Origin of the sequence: Kutzneria viridogrisea DSM 43870 (assembly GCF_000525635.1) — a bacterium.
GTDB lineage: Bacteria > Actinomycetota > Actinomycetes > Mycobacteriales > Pseudonocardiaceae > Kutzneria > Kutzneria viridogrisea.
In genome coordinates this window covers 6,758,545-6,774,968 of sequence record NZ_CP007155.1, presented here as the reverse complement: position 1 = coordinate 6,774,968, position 16,424 = coordinate 6,758,545, and the positions used below count along the sequence as shown (strand labels likewise).

At 71.5% G+C, this 16,424-nt stretch carries 16 protein-coding genes; 9 read left to right on the top strand and 7 right to left on the bottom strand.

What is annotated here, in order from left to right; translation table 11 throughout:
- The first annotated feature begins 66 nt into the window (after nucleotides 1–66).
- The 5 genes from KALB_RS29840 to KALB_RS29820 all read left to right on the top strand — a co-directional run bounded on the left by KALB_RS29840 (nucleotide 67) and on the right by KALB_RS29820 (nucleotide 5,177).
- Entirely contained in the window at nucleotides 67–1,068 is a 1,002-nt protein-coding gene (locus KALB_RS29840; protein ID WP_025359347.1) for a LacI family DNA-binding transcriptional regulator, read from the top strand.
- 3 nt (nucleotides 1,069–1,071) lie between these two features.
- Nucleotides 1,072–2,304: an extracellular solute-binding protein gene (locus KALB_RS29835; RefSeq protein ID WP_025359346.1), complete on the top strand. Its 1,233-nt coding sequence runs from the start codon at nucleotides 1,072–1,074 to the stop codon at nucleotides 2,302–2,304.
- On the top strand, nucleotides 2,301–3,293 hold the full coding sequence (locus KALB_RS29830; RefSeq protein ID WP_025359345.1) for a carbohydrate ABC transporter permease: 993 nt from the start codon (nucleotides 2,301–2,303) through the stop codon (nucleotides 3,291–3,293). Before KALB_RS29835 ends, KALB_RS29830 begins: the two co-directional genes overlap by 4 nt.
- On the top strand, nucleotides 3,290–4,114 hold the full coding sequence (locus KALB_RS29825) for a carbohydrate ABC transporter permease (RefSeq protein ID WP_025359344.1): 825 nt from the start codon (nucleotides 3,290–3,292) through the stop codon (nucleotides 4,112–4,114). Before KALB_RS29830 ends, KALB_RS29825 begins: the two co-directional genes overlap by 4 nt.
- A gap of 340 nt (nucleotides 4,115–4,454) precedes the next feature.
- Entirely contained in the window at nucleotides 4,455–5,177 is a 723-nt protein-coding gene (locus KALB_RS29820) for a GAF and ANTAR domain-containing protein (protein WP_025359343.1), read from the top strand.
- An 11-nt stretch (nucleotides 5,178–5,188) separates the two neighbouring features.
- On the opposite strand, the gene KALB_RS29815 is transcribed toward KALB_RS29820, so the two are convergent.
- Nucleotides 5,189–5,524 (bottom strand): ArsR/SmtB family transcription factor, encoded by a 336-nt coding sequence (locus KALB_RS29815; protein WP_025359342.1) that lies wholly within the window; start codon nucleotides 5,522–5,524, stop codon nucleotides 5,189–5,191.
- Between the two features lie 172 nt (nucleotides 5,525–5,696).
- On the opposite strand from KALB_RS29815, the gene KALB_RS29810 reads away from it, so the two are divergent.
- From KALB_RS29810 to KALB_RS29800, 3 genes are all read left to right on the top strand, one after another.
- Nucleotides 5,697–6,905 carry a macrolide family glycosyltransferase gene (locus tag KALB_RS29810; RefSeq protein ID WP_025359341.1) on the top strand — a complete coding sequence of 403 codons (1,209 nt, stop codon included), beginning with the start codon at nucleotides 5,697–5,699 and terminating at the stop codon, nucleotides 6,903–6,905.
- 73 nt (nucleotides 6,906–6,978) lie between these two features.
- On the top strand, nucleotides 6,979–8,280 hold the full coding sequence (locus KALB_RS29805; RefSeq protein WP_025359340.1) for a sensor histidine kinase: 1,302 nt from the start codon (nucleotides 6,979–6,981) through the stop codon (nucleotides 8,278–8,280).
- On the top strand, nucleotides 8,277–9,434 hold the full coding sequence (locus KALB_RS29800) for a S8 family serine peptidase (RefSeq protein ID WP_042222690.1): 1,158 nt from the start codon (nucleotides 8,277–8,279) through the stop codon (nucleotides 9,432–9,434). The genes KALB_RS29805 and KALB_RS29800 overlap by 4 nt, the downstream gene beginning before the upstream one ends.
- Here the strand turns inward: KALB_RS29800 and KALB_RS29795 are convergent.
- Nucleotides 9,376–12,090: an AAA family ATPase gene (locus tag KALB_RS29795; protein WP_042220938.1), complete on the bottom strand. Its 2,715-nt coding sequence runs from the start codon at nucleotides 12,088–12,090 to the stop codon at nucleotides 9,376–9,378. The two genes, KALB_RS29800 and KALB_RS29795, sit on opposite strands and share 59 nt — an antisense overlap.
- Before the next feature lie 501 nt (nucleotides 12,091–12,591).
- On the opposite strand from KALB_RS29795, the gene KALB_RS29790 reads away from it, so the two are divergent.
- Nucleotides 12,592–12,951 (top strand): hypothetical protein, encoded by a 360-nt coding sequence (locus KALB_RS29790; RefSeq protein ID WP_025359337.1) that lies wholly within the window; start codon nucleotides 12,592–12,594, stop codon nucleotides 12,949–12,951.
- A 109-nt stretch (nucleotides 12,952–13,060) separates the two neighbouring features.
- Here KALB_RS29790 and KALB_RS44380 read toward each other — a convergent pair whose 3' ends face one another.
- From KALB_RS44380 to KALB_RS29765, 5 genes are all read right to left on the bottom strand, one after another.
- Nucleotides 13,061–13,789: a transglycosylase SLT domain-containing protein gene (locus tag KALB_RS44380; protein WP_025359336.1), complete on the bottom strand. Its 729-nt coding sequence runs from the start codon at nucleotides 13,787–13,789 to the stop codon at nucleotides 13,061–13,063.
- A gap of 2 nt (nucleotides 13,790–13,791) precedes the next feature.
- The gene (locus tag KALB_RS29780; RefSeq protein ID WP_025359335.1) at nucleotides 13,792–15,042 is read right to left on the bottom strand and encodes a WXG100 family type VII secretion target; all 1,251 of its coding nucleotides are present in this window, start codon (nucleotides 15,040–15,042) and stop codon (nucleotides 13,792–13,794) included.
- 5 nt (nucleotides 15,043–15,047) lie between these two features.
- The gene (locus KALB_RS29775; protein ID WP_025359334.1) at nucleotides 15,048–15,446 is read right to left on the bottom strand and encodes a DUF2563 family protein; all 399 of its coding nucleotides are present in this window, start codon (nucleotides 15,444–15,446) and stop codon (nucleotides 15,048–15,050) included.
- 85 nt (nucleotides 15,447–15,531) lie between these two features.
- Nucleotides 15,532–15,834: a WXG100 family type VII secretion target gene (locus tag KALB_RS29770; RefSeq protein ID WP_025359333.1), complete on the bottom strand. Its 303-nt coding sequence runs from the start codon at nucleotides 15,832–15,834 to the stop codon at nucleotides 15,532–15,534.
- Nucleotides 15,835–15,851: 17 nt separating this feature from the next.
- On the bottom strand, nucleotides 15,852–16,214 hold the full coding sequence (locus tag KALB_RS29765) for a WXG100 family type VII secretion target (RefSeq protein ID WP_236650055.1): 363 nt from the start codon (nucleotides 16,212–16,214) through the stop codon (nucleotides 15,852–15,854).
- Nucleotides 16,215–16,424 lie beyond the last annotated feature (210 nt).

The window sequence follows — 16,424 nt, the reverse complement described above, 5'->3', positions numbered from 1 at the left end:
GGCGTTGACAGGGTCACCCTCTTGCCCTGATATTAACGTTAAAATCGATACCAGGAAGGAGTCGGTGTGGGCAACGGGCGAGCGGTGACCCTGCGCGACGTGGCGGCTCGGGCAGGTGTGTCCGTGCAGACCGTGTCCAACGCGCTCAACGCCCCGCAGCGGTTGCAGGCCGACACCCTGGCCACCGTCACGGCCGCGATCCGCGAGCTGGGCTACCAGCCCAACCGCAGCGCACGCAGCCTGCGGACCTCCTCGGCGCGCCTGATCGGGTACTGCGTGGCACGGCGTGCCGACGGGGTGGCCAACCCGATGATGGACCAGTTCCTGCACGCGCTGACGGCCGCCGCCGAGGACGAGGGCAGGCACGTGCTGCTGTTCACCGCCCCGGCCGGTGCCGAGGCGATGACCCCCTACGCCGACCTGATCGCCCAGCGCGCCGTGGACGCCTTCGTGCTGTCCGACACCGTCCCGCACGACCCGCGCCACCGCTGGCTCACCGAGCACGGCGCGCGCTTCGCCTCCTTCGGCCGGGTGTGGCACGAGCAGGAGCAGCCCGGCCCGTGGGTCGACGTGGACGGGGCCGCGGGCTGCGCCGAGGCCGTGCGGCACCTGCATTCCTTGGGACACAAGCGGATCGCCTTCCTCGGGCTGCCCCCGGACGGCGGCGCCGTGCAGGATCGCCAGCACGGCTGGCAGGCCGCCTGCGGGCAACTCGGGCTGCCCACCGAGGGCCTGCTCGTGCACTGCGCGGACGACACCGTGCGGCACGGGCGGGACGCGGCCCTGCGGCTGCTCGACGGGGCCGAGCCGCCCACGGCCCTGGTCGCCGCCAGCGACGTGGTCGCCTTCGGGGCGCTGCACTGCGGGCGCCCGCTGGCGGTGGTCGGCTTCGACGACACCCCGCTGGCCGCACTGGTGCCGCCCGGCCTGTCCAGCGTGCGCCAGCCGGTGGCCGAGGTCGCCAGGACCCTGATCAACCTGCTCGACGACGACCACGAGCGCGGTGTGCTGCTGCGCCCGGAACTGGTGGTCCGCGCGAGCAGCCGTACGACCGTGAGGGAGAGCTGAGCCGTGAGAACCCGTCGCAGCGCCGCGATGACCGCCGCCGCACTGGCCCTGACCGCGCTGGCCGGGTGCGGCCAGGGCTTCGACTCGAACCAGGCCGCCGCCAGCGGTCCCGTCTCGCTGTCGGTGCTGATCGGCTCCTCCGGGGACGCCGAGACCCAGGCCGTGCGCGCCGCGACCGGGGCCTGGGCCGACCGCACGCACAACTCCGTGAACCTCACGCTGGCCCAGGACGCCAAGCAGCAGCTCAGCCAGGCCTTCGCCGGTGGCACCCCGCCGGACCTGTTCTACCTGGACCCGGCCATGTTCGCGCGGCTGGCGAAGTCCGGTTCGCTGGACTCCTACGCCGCCGCGCTGCCCGACCCGGACGGGTTCTACGCCACGCTGCGGCAGACCTTCACCGCCAACGGCAAGGTGGTCTGCGCGCCCAAGGACTTCTCCACGCTGGCGCTGGTGATCGACACCGACGCCTGGGCCCAGGCCGGGCTGACCGAGGCCGACACCCCCACCACCTGGGACCAGCTCGCGGCCGTCGCCACCAGGCTGACCACCCCGCAGCGCAAGGGCCTGGCGCTCAGCGACACCCACGACCGGGTCGGCGCCTTCCTGGTGCAGGCGGGCGGCTGGTACCTGTCCCAGGACGGCAGGACCGCAACCGCCGACTCGCCCGAGAACCTGACCGCCCTGCGCTACCTGCAGAAGCTGCTCACCTCGGGCAGTGCCGCCTTCGCCAAGCAGGTGGACGCGGGCTGGGGCGGTGAGGCCTTCGGCAAGGGCCGCGCCGCGATGACCATCGAGGGCAACTGGATGATCGGCGCGCTGGCCAAGGACTACCCGGACCGGCACTGGAAGGCCGTGGAGCTGCCCGCGGGCCCGGCCGGGCGCGGCACGCTGTCGTTCACCAACTGCTGGGGCATCCCGGCGAACAGCCCGCACCGCGCGCAGGCCGAGCAGCTGGTCGCCGCGCTGACCGACCCCGCGCAGCAGACCGCGCTGGCCAAGGCCACCGGCACGCTGCCGTCACGGACCTCGGCGGCCACCGCGTTCGTGGCCGAACACCCCGAGCAGAAGCCGTTCCTCGCGGGCGCCGAGCACGCGCGCGGTCCCGTCACGGCGACGGGGTTCGACTCCGTGCTGTCCGACTTCGACTCGGGCCTGCTGGGGCTGTCCACCGGTGGCGACCCCGAGCAGCTGCTGAAGACCTTGCAGCGCAACGCGAGCCAGGCGCTGGGCAAGTGAGACGCCGCCGCGAATCGCTCGCGGGCTGGCTGTTCACCACGCCCGCGCTGGTGCTGCTGGGGCTGTTCCTGTTGGCGCCGATCCTGCTCGCGGTCTGGGTGAGCCTGCTCGACTGGGACGGCACGCGCAATCCGCTGGCCGGGGGCGTGCCGTTCGTGGGACTGGACAACTACCGGGACCTGCTCACCCAGGACGGCCTGCTGCGCACCGACTTCGCCACCAGCGTGCGCAACACCCTGTACTTCGTGCTGCTGGCCGTGCCCGCGCAGACCGCGCTCGCCTTCGGGCTGGCCGTGGCGGTCAACAACAAGCTGTTGCGCGGCAGGACCTTCTTCCGCACGGTGTTCTACTTCCCCTCGGTCACCAGTTCGGTGGCGATCTCCGTGGTGTTCCTGTTCCTGTTCTCCGGAACCGGTGCCGTCAACGGGTTGCTGCGACTGTTCGGAGTGGACGGACCGACCTGGTTCGCCGACCCGCGCGGGCTGCTGCACCTGCTGCTGGGCCAGCCCCCGCGGTGGATGCTCGACACCCGGGTGTTCTCGCTGTCGTTGTGGGACTGGGTGTCCGGGCCCTCGGTGGCGATGACCGCGGTGATCGTGCTCGTGGTGTGGACCACCTCCGGCACGTTCATGCTCATGTACCTGGCGGCGCTCCAGAACCTGCCCGAGGACGTGGGCGAGGCGGCGCTGATCGACGGTGCCACGCGGTGGCAGCGGCTGCGCGGAGTGACCCTGCCCCTGTTGCGGCCCACGACCTTCCTGGTGATGACCCTGGGGCTGATCAGCACCTGGCAGGTGTTCGACCAGGTGTACGTGATGAGCCAGGGAAACCCCGCCAAGACCACGCTGACCCCCGCTTACCTGTCCTACCAGCGGGCCTTCGGCGACGGCGCGTTCGGCACCGGTGCGGCCATCGCGATCACCCTGACCGCGCTGATCCTGGTGCTCACCTGGGCGCAGCGCCGACTGTTCGGGGAGGGGCGCGGATGAGGCGGATCCTCGGCTACTCGGTGCTGGCACTGGGCGCGGTGCTCTACCTCGCGCCGTTCGTGATCCAGTTGGTCACCTCGTTCAAGACCGACCCGGACGCCGTGGCACACCCCCTGTCCCTGCTGCCGGACCCGTTGTCCACCGACACCTACCGGCGCCTTGCCACCGACCCCGCGGTGGACTTCCCGCGCTGGTTCGGCAACTCGCTGCTGGTCACGGTGTGTGTCACCCTCGGGCGGCTGCTCGTGGACGCGCTTGCCGGGTACGGCCTGGCCCGGTTGCGCTGGCGTGGCCGGGACGCGGTGTTCGGCGGCATCCTGGCGGTCATGTCGGTGCCCGGGGTGGTGCTGCTCATCCCGAAGTTCCTCGTGTTGCGCCAGCTGTCCCTGTACAACTCCTACCTGGGCATGGTCCTGCCGCTGCTGGTGGACGGCATGGGCATCTTCCTGATGCGCCAGGCCTTCCTCCAGGTACCCCGCGAGGTCGAGGAATCGGCCACTGTGGACGGTGCGGGCGTGTTGCGCACCTGGTGGTCGGTGGTGCTGCCGATGGTGCGGCCCGCGCTGGCCACCCTGGCGGTGCTGTCCTTCCAGGGCTCCTGGAACGAGTTCACCGGCCTGCTCGTGGCCACCTCGGACCCCCGCTACGAGACGCTCACCCTGGGGCTTGCCCGCCTGGTGTCCGGCGCGCTGGGCCAGGGCGAGCAGTTGCCGCTCAAGCTGACCATCGCCATGCTGTCCACCGTGCCGGTGCTGGTCGTCTTCCTGGCCGCCCGCAAGTACTTCGTGAACAGCCAGCTGTCCTCGGCGGTGAAGGGCTAGTGGCGCGAATTTCCTGACAGGGAAAGGACTTTCTCTCGCCTTGTGACCCAAAGTGGGCACAGTGTGGCGCGCAACGGCCACTCGGGGAGCGCCGTTTCGGGAGTACAGTGGCATGCTTGGTGTGCATGGCCGCTGGGTGTCAGCGGGGTCGAACGCACCCTGAGGCACCCGCCGGGCTGGGGTGAGTTCGGTCTGCTCCACCGATGAACTGGAGGCGCGGTTGGAGGAACTGGAGTTCACTGTGGGCGAAGGGCCCTGCGCGGACGCGTTCCGCGACGGGGCACTGGTCCGCTGTGACACGCAAGCTCAGGCTCGACTAGGAGTCCGAGAGGTGAGCCTGATGTCGGCGCACAGTATGGCCGCGACCTTCGTGGAACTGGCCGACACACTCGTCGCCGACTTCGACCCGTTGGACTTCATGCACCTGCTCGCGGACAGGTGTGTCGACTTGCTCGGGGTGGACGCCGCCGGGCTGCTGCTGGTTGACCACAGCGGGCGGCTGCGGGTCGTCGGAGCCTCCAGCGAACGCGCCAGGCTGCTCGAGCTGTTCGAGTTGCAGAACAGCCAAGGGCCCTGCCTGGAGTGCTACCGCACGGGTGTCGCGGTGATCGTGTCCGACCTGGAGGAGATGTCCCGGCTCTGGCCGGAGTTCTCCCGGGTGTCGGGGCAAGCCGGGTTCACCTCCGTGCACGCCCTGCCGATGCGCCTGCGCTCGGAGGTCATCGGCGCGCTGAACCTGTTCCACGCCGCGCCCGGTGCCCTGGACGAGGCCGCGCTCAAGATGGCCCAGGCCATGGCCGACGTGGCTACTATTGGCCTGCTACAGGAACGTGCCATCAGCCGCAGGGAGCTGCTGGCCGAGCAGTTGGAGGGCGCGCTGCACAGCAGGGTCCTGATCGAACAGGCCAAGGGCGTGCTGGCGGGCAGGCTCCAACTCGACATGGACACGGCCTTCTCGAGGTTGCGCAACTACTCCCGCCACCACAACATGCGGATCAGCGCGGTGGCCGAGGACCTCGTCTCCGGCGAGCTCGACGCCAGGACGCTGCTCGGCCTGCGGTGAGCGGGGCCGGTTCAGCGGTCGGCGGAGTTGGTGAGGTCCTCGAGCAGTTGGATCTGGTCGGACAGGACGCCGGTGAGGATCTCACGGGCGACCCTCAGCAGTTCGGCCACGCGGGGGCTGGTGAGGGAGTAGTAGACGCTCGAGCCTTCCTTGCGGGTGGTCACCAGGCCCGCCCGCCGCAGGACCGCCAACTGCTGGGACAGGTTGGCGGGCTCGACCCCGACCTCGGGCAACATCTCCGCGACGGCGTGCTCGCGCTGGCTGAGCAACTCCAGCACGCGGATGCGCACGGGATGCCCCAGCGTCTTGAAGAACTCGGCCTTCACCTGGTAGAGGGGTGTTTTCACGCGGGCCCTTCCCCTGTCGCGCACTACGCGAGCAGTGGCGGTCTTGCTCCATTCTCAGGTGCAAACCTTAGCAAGTTCCGTGGTCGGAAGGCTGCGGGACGGCGGGTTAGGGGAATCACCAGACCCCGGTTGCGGGGTGTGGCGCTGGGCCGATCGGGGGTGAGCATGAGGCATGGCGCCCAGTCGGCACATCGCGCACCTCAGCCTCCCGCTCTTCGGCCACGTGTACCCGACGCTGAACTTCGCCGGTGAGCTGGTGCGCCGTGGCCACCGCGTCACCTACGGCACCAGCCGGGCCTTCGCCGCGCAGGTGGAGCGCATCGGCGCGCGGTTGCTGGCCTACCCGGAGGCCATGGCCGAGCAGGCCGCCTTCACCGGGGTCGAGGTGGTCACCACGGTGGCGGCCACCACGATGGAGATGCGCTTCTACGAGCAGAGCCTGCTGCTGGTCGAGGACCTGGCCGAGCAGTTCGCCGGGGACACCCCCGACCTGATCTGCACCGACCCGATCATGTTCGGCGCCGCCACCGTGCTGGGCCGCCGCTGGGGGGTGCCCGTGGTGGTCACGCACCTGCACTTCGCCTTCTGCACGGGCTACGACTGGCGCCCGGACCGGTTGCGCCGCTCCTTCGCCGGGCAGGACCTGACCGAGCTGGTGGACCTGGCCACCCGGCTGGACGTGCTCAACGACAAGTACGAGGTGCCCGCCGACCAGCCCGCGGCCACCGAGGAACTCGTGCTGTCCTTCCTGCCGCCGCGGTTCCAGCCGCACCGGGAGCTGTTCGGCCCCAACCACCAGTTCGTCGGGCCCGCGCTGGAGGGCCAGTCCTATGTGGGGCAGTGGTCCCCGCCCGGTGACGACCGGCCGCTGCTGCTGATCTCGCTGGGCAGCATGGTCCGGGAGCGGCCCGAGTTCACCCAGCTCTGCGTGGACGCCTTCGCCGAACTGGACTGGCACGTGGTGCTGACCACCGGCGGCACCGAGCCCAACCGCTCGTTCCCGCCGAACTTCGAGGTGCACCAGTGGGTTCCGCTGCGCTCGGTGCTGGAGCACGCCTCGGTCTGCCTGAACAACGCGGGCATGGGCGCGGTCATGAGCTCGGTGTACCACCACACCCCGCTGGTGCTCGTGCCCGGCCTGATCGACCACGAGGCCGTGGCCGACCGGGCCGTCGCGATGGGGGTCGCCCGCTGCCTTGGCGAGCGGGACCTGACCCCCGAGCTGCTGCGCCGCGCCGTGCTCCAGGTCGAGGCCGACGAGGCCGTGCACGCCGCCGTGCGGGCCATGCGCGCGGAGATCGTCGAGGCCGGTGGCGCCGGCCGGGCCGCCGACCTGGTCGAGCAGCGGCTTGCCCCTGCGCACCCACCCCGATTCCCGTGAACACCTCGTGAGGAATGGATCACCCAGGTAGGTTCGGATGGCCGTGTGGGGGCGGGTCATCGGAGGGGTCCTGATGTCGTCGGCTGGGTACCAGGCGCGAGTGCCGCGCTTCCTGGTGCAGTTGCTGCGCCGCGGCGCCCCGGTGATCGCGGCCACCCCACGCGACGTGCCCGACCTGGTGGTCGACCCGGCGCCGATCGCGGGCTGGCGCCGCATCTCGGCGATGTGCGAGACCGACAGCGAGCTGGAACCGGACTCGCTGCTGATGCGGGCCTGCCGCTACGTCGTGCTGGTGCCGCTGGTGTTCCGGCTGTTCGTGCTGCCCGTGACGCTGCTGCCGAGCGGACTGCCCGCGGCCACCACGCTGATCGCGCTGGTGTTGCTGGCGCTCAACACCCTGGGCATCGTGTGGGTCCTGCGCGTGGTGGGACTGCGGTACCGGGCGGCACGCGGCCTGCTGCTGCTGGACGCGTTCCTGGCGGTGTCGGCGAACCTCGCCGTGGCCGCGACGACCCCGCCCGGTTCGTACGGCCTGGCCACGGCCGTCAGCTGGATGGCACTGGTCGGGTCGGTGGCACTGTGGACGGTCGCCTGGGGCATTCCCTCCGGTGCGGGCCTGACCCTGCTCAGCGTGCCGCTGCAACTGGCGATGTGCGCCCTGGCGGGACGCGAGGCCGACACCGCCGAGCTGGCGGCCAACGCCGCGGTGCTGGGCGTCGCGCTGGTCACCGCCACGGGCGGGCTCATGCTGGTGGGCCTGGGCACGCGGCTCGCGCTGGGCATCGGCATCCGGCGCGGTCAGCAGGCGCAGGACGCCCGCGTGCGCAGGGAGCTGCACGACACGGTGTTGCAGGCGCTGGAGGCGATGGCGCTGCCCGCCCCCGGTGACGGCGAGCACGCGGCGGCCCGGCTGGCCGAACTGCGGGGCATCGCCCGCGCGCAGGCCATCGAGTTGCGCGGCATGCTGTCCGAGCCCGCCGACACACCGCCCGCCGGGCTCGGCGAGGACCTGACCGTGCTGGCCACCGAGATGGCACGGGAGGGGCTGCGCGCGCAACTGGTGTTCGCCGACGTGGACGACAGCACGCTGCCCGAGGCCCGGCGCAGGGCCGTGCGCGACGCGGCCCGCGAGGCCCTGCGCAACACCATCAAGCACTCCGGCACCAACGAGGTCGTGCTGTGCGTGGAGGAACGCGACGGCGGCATCGCCGTGATCGCCCGCGACCACGGCACCGGGTTCGACGCGGACCGGCGACCCGCCGGGTTCGGCATCAGCGAGTCGATCTCCGCCCGGCTGACCGAGGTCGGTGGGCACTCGCGGGTGGATTCCCAGCCGGGCAGGGGAACCCGCGTCACGCTGTGGGTCCCGCGGTGAGGGCACTGCTGGTGCTGGCCCTGGCCGCCCCGCTGGTGGTGCTGGCCGCGCCCCCGGCGCACGCCGCGGGCTGCGCGGTGCCCAAGGCCGTCTACACCGAACCGGCCCCGTGGCCGCAGAAGCTGGTCGACCCGACCCGGATCTGGCCGCTCACCCGTGGCGCGGGGCAGGTCGTGGCGATCGTGGGCACCGGGCTGGACGCGGACAACCCGCAGTTCGGGCACGGGCGGGTGCTCGGCGCCATCGACGTGGTCGGCAGGGCGGGCGGGGTCGCCGACTGCGACGGCCGGGGCACCTTCGCCGCGGGCATCGTCGGCGCCCAGCCCGAGGACTCGACCACCTTCACCGGCATCGCGCCGGAGGCCAGGCTGATCGGGGTGCGCTACACCAACGGGGAGGGCCCCGGGGACCCCAACCAGCTCGCCACCGCCATCACCAGGGCCCAACAGGCCGGTGCGGGCACGATCCTGGTCGCCGTGCCGTCCACATCGGACAGTCCCGCGCTGCGGGCCGCCGTGCAGCAGGTGCGTGCCGCGGGCGCCGTGGTGGTGTCCCCGGCCGCCGCCACGCAGGCCGGTGCGCGCAGCTACCCGACCGCCGACCCGGGGGTGCTCGCGGTCGGTGCCGCCGACTCCGCCGGGGCCGCCGTGCAGACCGAGTCGGGGGACTACGTGGCACTGGCCGCGCCCGGTGCGGACCTGGTCAGCACCGCCGCCGGCGCCGCGGGCAAGGACGGGCACCTGTGGCCGGTCAAGGACCCCACCTTCGCCGCCGCCTACGTGGCCGGGACCGTGGCGCTGCTGCGCGCGTACCGGCCCGCGATGACCCCCGACCAGATCACCGCCCGCCTCACGCTGACCGCGAGCAGGCCCCCCGGCGGCGGGCCGGACCCGAAGCTGGGCTGGGGCCTGCTCGACGCCTACACCGCCGTGTCCTCCTCGCTGCCCGCGAGCGCCCCGGCCCCCGGCGGTACGCCCTCCGCCGCGGCGCAACCGGTTGTGCAGCCCGCTGCCGCCCCTGGACCGCCCGCCCGCGACCGGCTGCTCGGTGGGCTGGCCCTGGCCGGGGTGGTCGTGGCGGTGCTGGCCGGGGTGGTCACCGCCGCGGTGCGACGGGGTCGTGCGCGTGGCTGGCGACCTGGTCGTCTCGACTGAACAGCTCGTAGCGCCGGTTGACGTTGAGCTTGCGGTAGACCCGGGTCAGGTGCTGCTCGACGGTGGACACGGTGATGTAGAGCTTGCCCGCGATCTCGCGGTTGGTGTGCCCCACCGCGGCCAGCACGGCGACGCGGCGTTCGGCCGCGCTCAGCGCCGTGGCCGCCGAGCCGCCGAGGTGGTCCTCGTTGGCGGGCAGCAGGGTTTCGGCGCGGCAGCCCTTGGCGACGTGCCAGGCGCGGCGGGCGGCCATGCGGGCACGGCTGGGCTCGCCCAGTGCCTGGTGCACGGTGGACAGGTCGGCCAGGGCGCGGGCCAGTTCCAGCCGGTCACCGGCGGCCTGGAGTTGGTCCACGGCGTCCTTGAGCAGGGCGGGACGGTGGGGTTCCTCGCTGGTGGCGGCCTTGAGCCGCAGGGAGATGCCCCGGCTGCGGGAGGGCCCGGCGGCGAGCATGCCCAGCTGTTCCTCGACCAGGTCGCGGGCCTGGTCGCGTTTGCCCAGCCGCAGGTAGACCTCGGCCGCGCTGGTCCGCCAGGGCACCAGGGCGGGCAGGTCCAGGTCCCAGGCGCGCATGAGTTCCCCGCAGTACAGGAAGTCCCCGAGTGCGGCGTGCAGGCGGTTGGTGGCCAGGTGGTAGTGGCCGCGGGCGTGCAGGTAGTGCAGGCCGTGGCGGGTTTGCAGCATGGCGGGGGGCACGGGCTGGGTGAACAGGGCCGCGGTGTCCTCCAGTTTGCCCATGGCGGTGGTGGCCATGAGCAGGGTGGCCAGGGGCACGCCGATGGCCACGCCCCAGGCTTGCGGGGACATGTGGTCCAGTGCGGCGCGGGCGTGTCGTTCGGCCTGGGGCAGGTCGCCCTGGCGGATGCAGATCTCGGCGCGGATCGCGGCGAAGGGGGCCTGCCAGCCGGGGGCGCGGCGGGCGGCGGCTTCCTGCAGGAGCAGGTCGCACCAGGGCGCGGCCTTGTCCAACCGGTCCGCGTAGATCAACGCCAACAGGGCGTTGTCCAACGGCGCCAACGACATCACGTCAAGTCGGGTGGATTGCAGGACCTGCTCCGCGCCCGTCACGGCCTCCTCGACCGGTCCACGGGTGAGGACCGCGTGCAACGCCTGTGCCGCACGGACACGCGGGTCGATACCGCGTTGCGGCGCAACCGGTAGCTCGGGCACCCGGTTGCGCAGGGTGGGGTAGGAGGCGGACAGCCACAGGGCGGTGATGTACTGCTCGTCTGCGCCGTCCAGCAGCTCCAGCATGTCCCCGGCGTCGTCCATCCGGCCGTGCCACAGCAGGTTGCGCAGTAAGGTGCTCGCGTCGGCGCCGGCCAGGTGGCCCGCGCGCATCGCCGCGGTCAGCCGGTTGAGGTGCCGCGCCCCGCTGGCCGGGTTCAGCCGCCACTCCAGCCCCGACAACCGCGTCGTGATCGACGCGCGCCGCGGCCCGTCGGCGCACTGGTCCGCGGCCAGCTCCAGGTACGACATCGCCGTCTGCGCCTGGTCGGCGACCAGTTCCCGGTCCGCGGCCTCACACAGCACCTGCACGGCCCACGGGGCCTCGGCCCTGCCCGCCGCCACCAGGTGCCGCGCGACCTCGGTGGCGGGCTCGCCCCGGTCGTGCAGCAGACTCGCCAGCCGGTGGTGCAGGTCCGCCGCCACGCTCGCGGGCATGTCCTCGGCCACGGCCTGCTCGTGCCGGAACCCGTTGCTGCTCAACAGTCCTGACATCGCCAGCACGTCCAGGGCGCCGACAACGGCGTCCGGCTCAACCGCCAGCACCTGGGCGACCGCTGCCACCGTGACGCCCGGCCCCGCGATCACCAGGCAGCGCGCGACCGCCAGCAGCAGCGGGTCACCGCGGCGCAGGCAGTCCGCCACCGCGCGGTGGAAGGCGGCGCCCGTGGCGTCGTGGTTGTCGAGCAGGCTGCGCACCAGCAGCGGATTGCCCCCGCTGAGCCAGTGCACCGACTCGGCCAGACCGCCCGCGCCGCGCAGGACCCGGGCCACCCCGGCCTCGGTCAGCGGGGCGACCTGCACGCGGCGGAACCGGGCCTGGCGAGTCAGCTCCCCGTGGAACAACGGACGGGCCTGCACCGGACCCACCCCCTCGGCCAGCACCACACCCACCCGCGCCGTACGCACCCGCCGCACCAGGAACAACAACAACTGCAACGAGGGCACATCCACGTACTGCAAGTCATCCACCACGATCACCAGCGGACGCCCACCCGCGACCTCCACCAGCGCCGAGCACAACCCGTTGACCACATTCGCCCGGACGTGCTCCACCGTCTCCGACTCCGGATCCGACAGCGCCGCGGTGAACATGCCCTCCTCCAGCAGGCCCGTCACCCGCTCCCACACCCCAGCCGGCACCGCCACCGAGTGGAACAACTGCGACACCACACCCAACGGCAGCGTCCGCTCCACCCGCGACCCCGTCGCCGTCAGCACCACCGCCCGCTCGGCAGCCCGCTCGGCGAACGCGTACAACAGCTCCGTCTTGCCCGTCGCCACCCCACCGGCGACCAGCACGACCCCACCCCGGCCGTCCGCACAATCACGCACCAGGCAGTCAAGATGATTCAGTTCCGCGTCGCGCTCGACCAATTCCAATGGTGACGTGTCAGTCAGGTCGACCAATTCGCGCGGTAGGGCCATGGTCCTCGCCCCCCTGAGTGAACTCGCACAATGAACACCTGCGAAACTAGCACCGGGCGACAAACGTCATCAGTCGCCCGAGCGAGTGATCCGAATATTCCGTGCCGCCGTGCCGCCTATCCGTTGCCGGCGGGCGGCCGTCACTCGGGCGTGTAGGCGGCTGGGACGATCGGGGGTGGAGGGTTCGGTATCGCGGTTTCCCCACGCGGAAACCCGCGTTCGTGACATGGCAAGTATTTTCCGGTCACCGTGAGCTGGCGATGTGTCCAAAGTATGCCGAACCCCGCAGCCTTTGGTCGATCCGGCCGTCCGAGGTTTCTTGTCCGTCATGCTGGGGGCTCGTTGGTCTGAACAGGTGGCCCCGGCTCACCCGGACCGGGAATCCGCCCGGACTGTGTCCTCACCGGAACGTGTACGTCCTGGCCGCGCAATTGTCTGCAAGACTCGGTCCCGTCCAGAACTTTCCTGGGCGAACACCGAAAACGTACGAGGAGGACCACCATGTCCAAGCTCGCCAAGCTCGCGGTCGGTATTTCGGTTGTCGGAATGGCCGTGCTCGCGGCCCCGATGGCCTCGGCCGCCCCGGCCTCACCGACCGATTCCACGGTCGCCTACTGCAACTCCGACGGCACTCCCATCTCGGCCGACGCCTCCGCCGACGCCGACGTGGTCAGCACCTGCGACCAGGACCAGCAGGTCGTGGCCCTGTGCTACGCCGACGGTGAGGACGGCACTCCGCTGGTGCTGGTCACCAACGAGGACGACAACAGCACCGGGTTCGCCTCGGCCGACTCGCTGACCATCGACGAGCCGGAGGCCGTCACCACCTGCGACACCGGGGACTCCTACCGGGGCAAGTGACCCCGCACCGCGGAGGCGGGGACGTGAGGTCACTGGGGGTACGCCCGCGCCGGTGACATGACGGTGCCCTCTGCGACGGCCAGTGTCGCAGAGGGCATCCACCACCATGCTAGTCGAGCAGCGAACGGTAGGCGGTGGCGGCGGTGCTGTCCCCGTGCAGGTAGTTGGCGGCGCTGTCCCGGAGCCCGCCGCTGAGCACGGCGGCACGCTGGGCCTGTTGCTCGACGCGCTCCGCGATCGCCGCCACCGTCCTGGTGTGCGCCTCGGCGGCCTGCCGGGACTCGGGCAGGCCGCCGAACGCCGACGCGGCGGGACTGGGGGTACCCACCGCGCCGTGCACCGACCGAATCACATCGGCCTGCGCGGCCAGGTCGGTTGCGGCCCGTTCCAGGCTGGGGGGATGTGCCTGGAACCCGGTGGACGGCGTGGCAGCGCCCCCCGCCGGAGTGCCGCCGACCTGACCGCCCGCGGTGCGGGCTCGGTTCAGGTAGCGCCGGTAGTCGCCACCCGTGTAGGTCGACCACGGACGGAAGTTCCTGCCGTGGTTGGACAGTGCGTAGGCGTGCCGCGCGTTGGTTGCCGGATCCGCGTTGGCCTGCTCGTCGCGCAGGACCCGCTCCGCGGCCGTGCCGTGGCCGGGGTTGAGCGAGCGGATCTGCCACAGCCCCACCGAAGGCCCCCACTTGGCGGTCTCCAGGGACACGTCGCCCACGGCGTGCGCGTTGTTGTGCGACTCCGCGATCGCCACCGCCACGGCGGTGGTCAGCGCGTCACCGCGGAAGCCCGCGTCGTAGGCGTGCTGGGCGATCTGCTGGTCGGTCAGCAGCAGTCTGGTCACGGCTACAGGTCCTCACCGATCACGCCCGGCGTCACGGCCGAGGACTCGCCCCACACGTCCTCGGTCTCCACCAGCCACGGCGGGATCCGCTTGCCGTTGCCCATGTCCCCGGCGCCCGCCCCGGACATCGGCATCATCGGCATCATCGGGCCGCCCATCCCCTTGGCTCCCGCGGCCTCGGCCGCCACCGCACCCAGCGCGGCGGCGCCCGCCGCACCCGGTGATCCGCCCGCCACCATGCTCGCGTTGGCCGAGGGCACCGTCCCGCCGCCGATCCCGCCGCCGCCGATTCCCCCTGCCCCGCCGCCGATCCCGCCGCCGCCCTTGAGCGCAACGGAATCGCCCAGCTTGGGCGTGCCGGTGGACTTCGCCCCGTTCTTCTGCTCGTCCTGCTTCTGCTTCAGGAACGGCGGCAGCTTGGGCATGATCGAGCCGAAGCGGCCGAACGCGGCTGCCGAGGCGGCACCCAGGCCCGCGGTGAACATGCCGCCGAACAGCGGGGAACTCGTCGGCACCTGGGTCGTGCCCGCGGGCAGCGTGGTGGCGCCCACCCCTGGCACGTCCCAGGAGTTGTGCGAGCTCACCATCGGGTTGCGGATCGCCCCGCTGGCGGTGCCGGGATCGGACCCCGTGGCCTGACCGGGGTTGGGCACCTGGTCGGCGTTGGGGGAGGGCGGGATCGAGGACTCGGCCGTGGCGTAGTCCCCGGCCAGTTCGTTCATCACGGCCACGGCCTGCGCGTGTGCCGCGTCGGAGGCGGCCGCCGCCTGCTGCTGGTTGCGGATCGCCGCGATCGCCTCGGACTGCTGTTGCTGCATCTGCGCCACCACCTGCGGCGGCGTGTCCGCCTGCACGGTGATCTGCGTCGTGGCCAGGCTCAGCACCGAGGGCGGCACCTGCGGCACGTTCACCGGCTTGGGCATCCTGGCCCGTGCGATGCCCAGCGAGTCGCCCGCCTCGTTGGTCAGGTCCCGCATGGCGAAGGCCGTGTCGGCCACCTTGCGGATGCCCTGGGCCAGATCGGTGATCATCGTCCGGTACTGCTCGGCCGCGCCACCGCGCCACTTGTCCTGGAACCCACGCAGCTGCGACTCCAGGTCGCCCGCGTTGTCGTGCAGGCTCTTGCCGGTGCTGTCCCACACCTGCGCCGCCGAGCTGACCGTCTCCGGCTGGCTGGCGAACAGCATGGTGTAGAGCTGTTCGTGGCTGTACTGGGCGAAGTTCGTGCGCGGGCCGTGCCCCTTGCCAGTCATCTCGCTCAGTCCTCCCCGTCACCGAGCACGCCGGACACCGTGTCCAGCACGCCACCGACCACCCCGCCAACCAGACCGCTGTCGGTGTAGTCGGCCGACACCCGCATACCAGCGGAGATGTCCTCGTCCAGCCGCTCGTAGCCGGTCGCCACGGTCTTGGTCACGTTCTGCGCGAACTCGATCGCCTGCCGAACCTGGTCGAGCAGGCCGTGCATCTCACCGATGGCCGCTCGCGTCCGCTCGTGCAGCGACAGGGCCTCGCCGAAGTCCCCCAGCAGGACCGGCTTGCCCGCCAGCCCCGCCAGCTGGTCCATCGGTTTGCCCACACCGTCCAGCTGGGTCCGCAGCTCCTCGGCGAAGCGCGTCAGCGACTCCAGGTGGACCGCGAAGGACTGGTCCGGCATCTCTGGTCAGCTCCCTGTGTGCCTGTGGCGCCCAACGGTGGACCGCCCCTGGCGGGCGGCCCACCGGGGCGCGGGTGAACACCGGTCAGGCGAAGTACCGGGCGTTCTTGTTCTCCAGGGTCAACTGGAGGTCGTGCGCCTCGTTCACCTTGCCCGCGAACTGCGCGATGATGTTCGCGATGTCCGCGGTGGCCTGGCGCAGCCGCGTCTCGGCCTGCTCGGCGGCCTGACCCGCGGAGCTGCCCGACGCGTACCAGGTTGCCTTGATCGGCTGCAGGTTGGTGTGCAGCTGGTCAAGGTACTCGTTGAGGGCCTTGGCCTTCATGCCCAGCGTCTGGGCGCTCACCTGCAGCGCCGCGAAGTCGACGCTGATCTGGTCGGCTGTCATCTCTGGTCTCCGTTCCCTCAGGCCAGCGCGCTTCCGCCGGACAGCCTGCCCAGCACCGCGCCGCCCGCGTCCACCGTGTTCGACAGGCTGTTCAGGCTCTGCGACACCGTCGCGTCCCCGCTGCCGTAGTTGTGGAAGCTCTGGTTGACCAGGTTGGACATGGTGTCCAGCTCGTTGCTGGCGACCCGCATCTTCTCCTGCAACTGCGTGTGCAGGTTCCAGAAGGAGACCGCCTGGCTGCCCTGGTAGTGGCTCAGCGCGGAGACCAGGTCGTTCTCCAGGTTCGACATGGTCTTCTTGGCGTTCGCGGAGCACTCCTCGAAGCCCTGGACCGCGCGCGTCATCGCCTGTGCATCGGCTGTGTAGCCGGGGCTGCTCACGGGCGATCCACCTCCTCTCACTAGACCGGTGATCTCGCAGCACAACGCTAGGAATTCCAGCGCCCCGAGCAAACGGCACAAACGCCGGTGAAGGTGACGGCACTTATACCCACAGGGCCCCGCGGCACGCCCCCAGCCCGCGAGTCCCGCTGCCCCGATGTCATGAAGGTGCCGTTTGGGACGTTGAACGTCCGCAACGGCACCTTCATG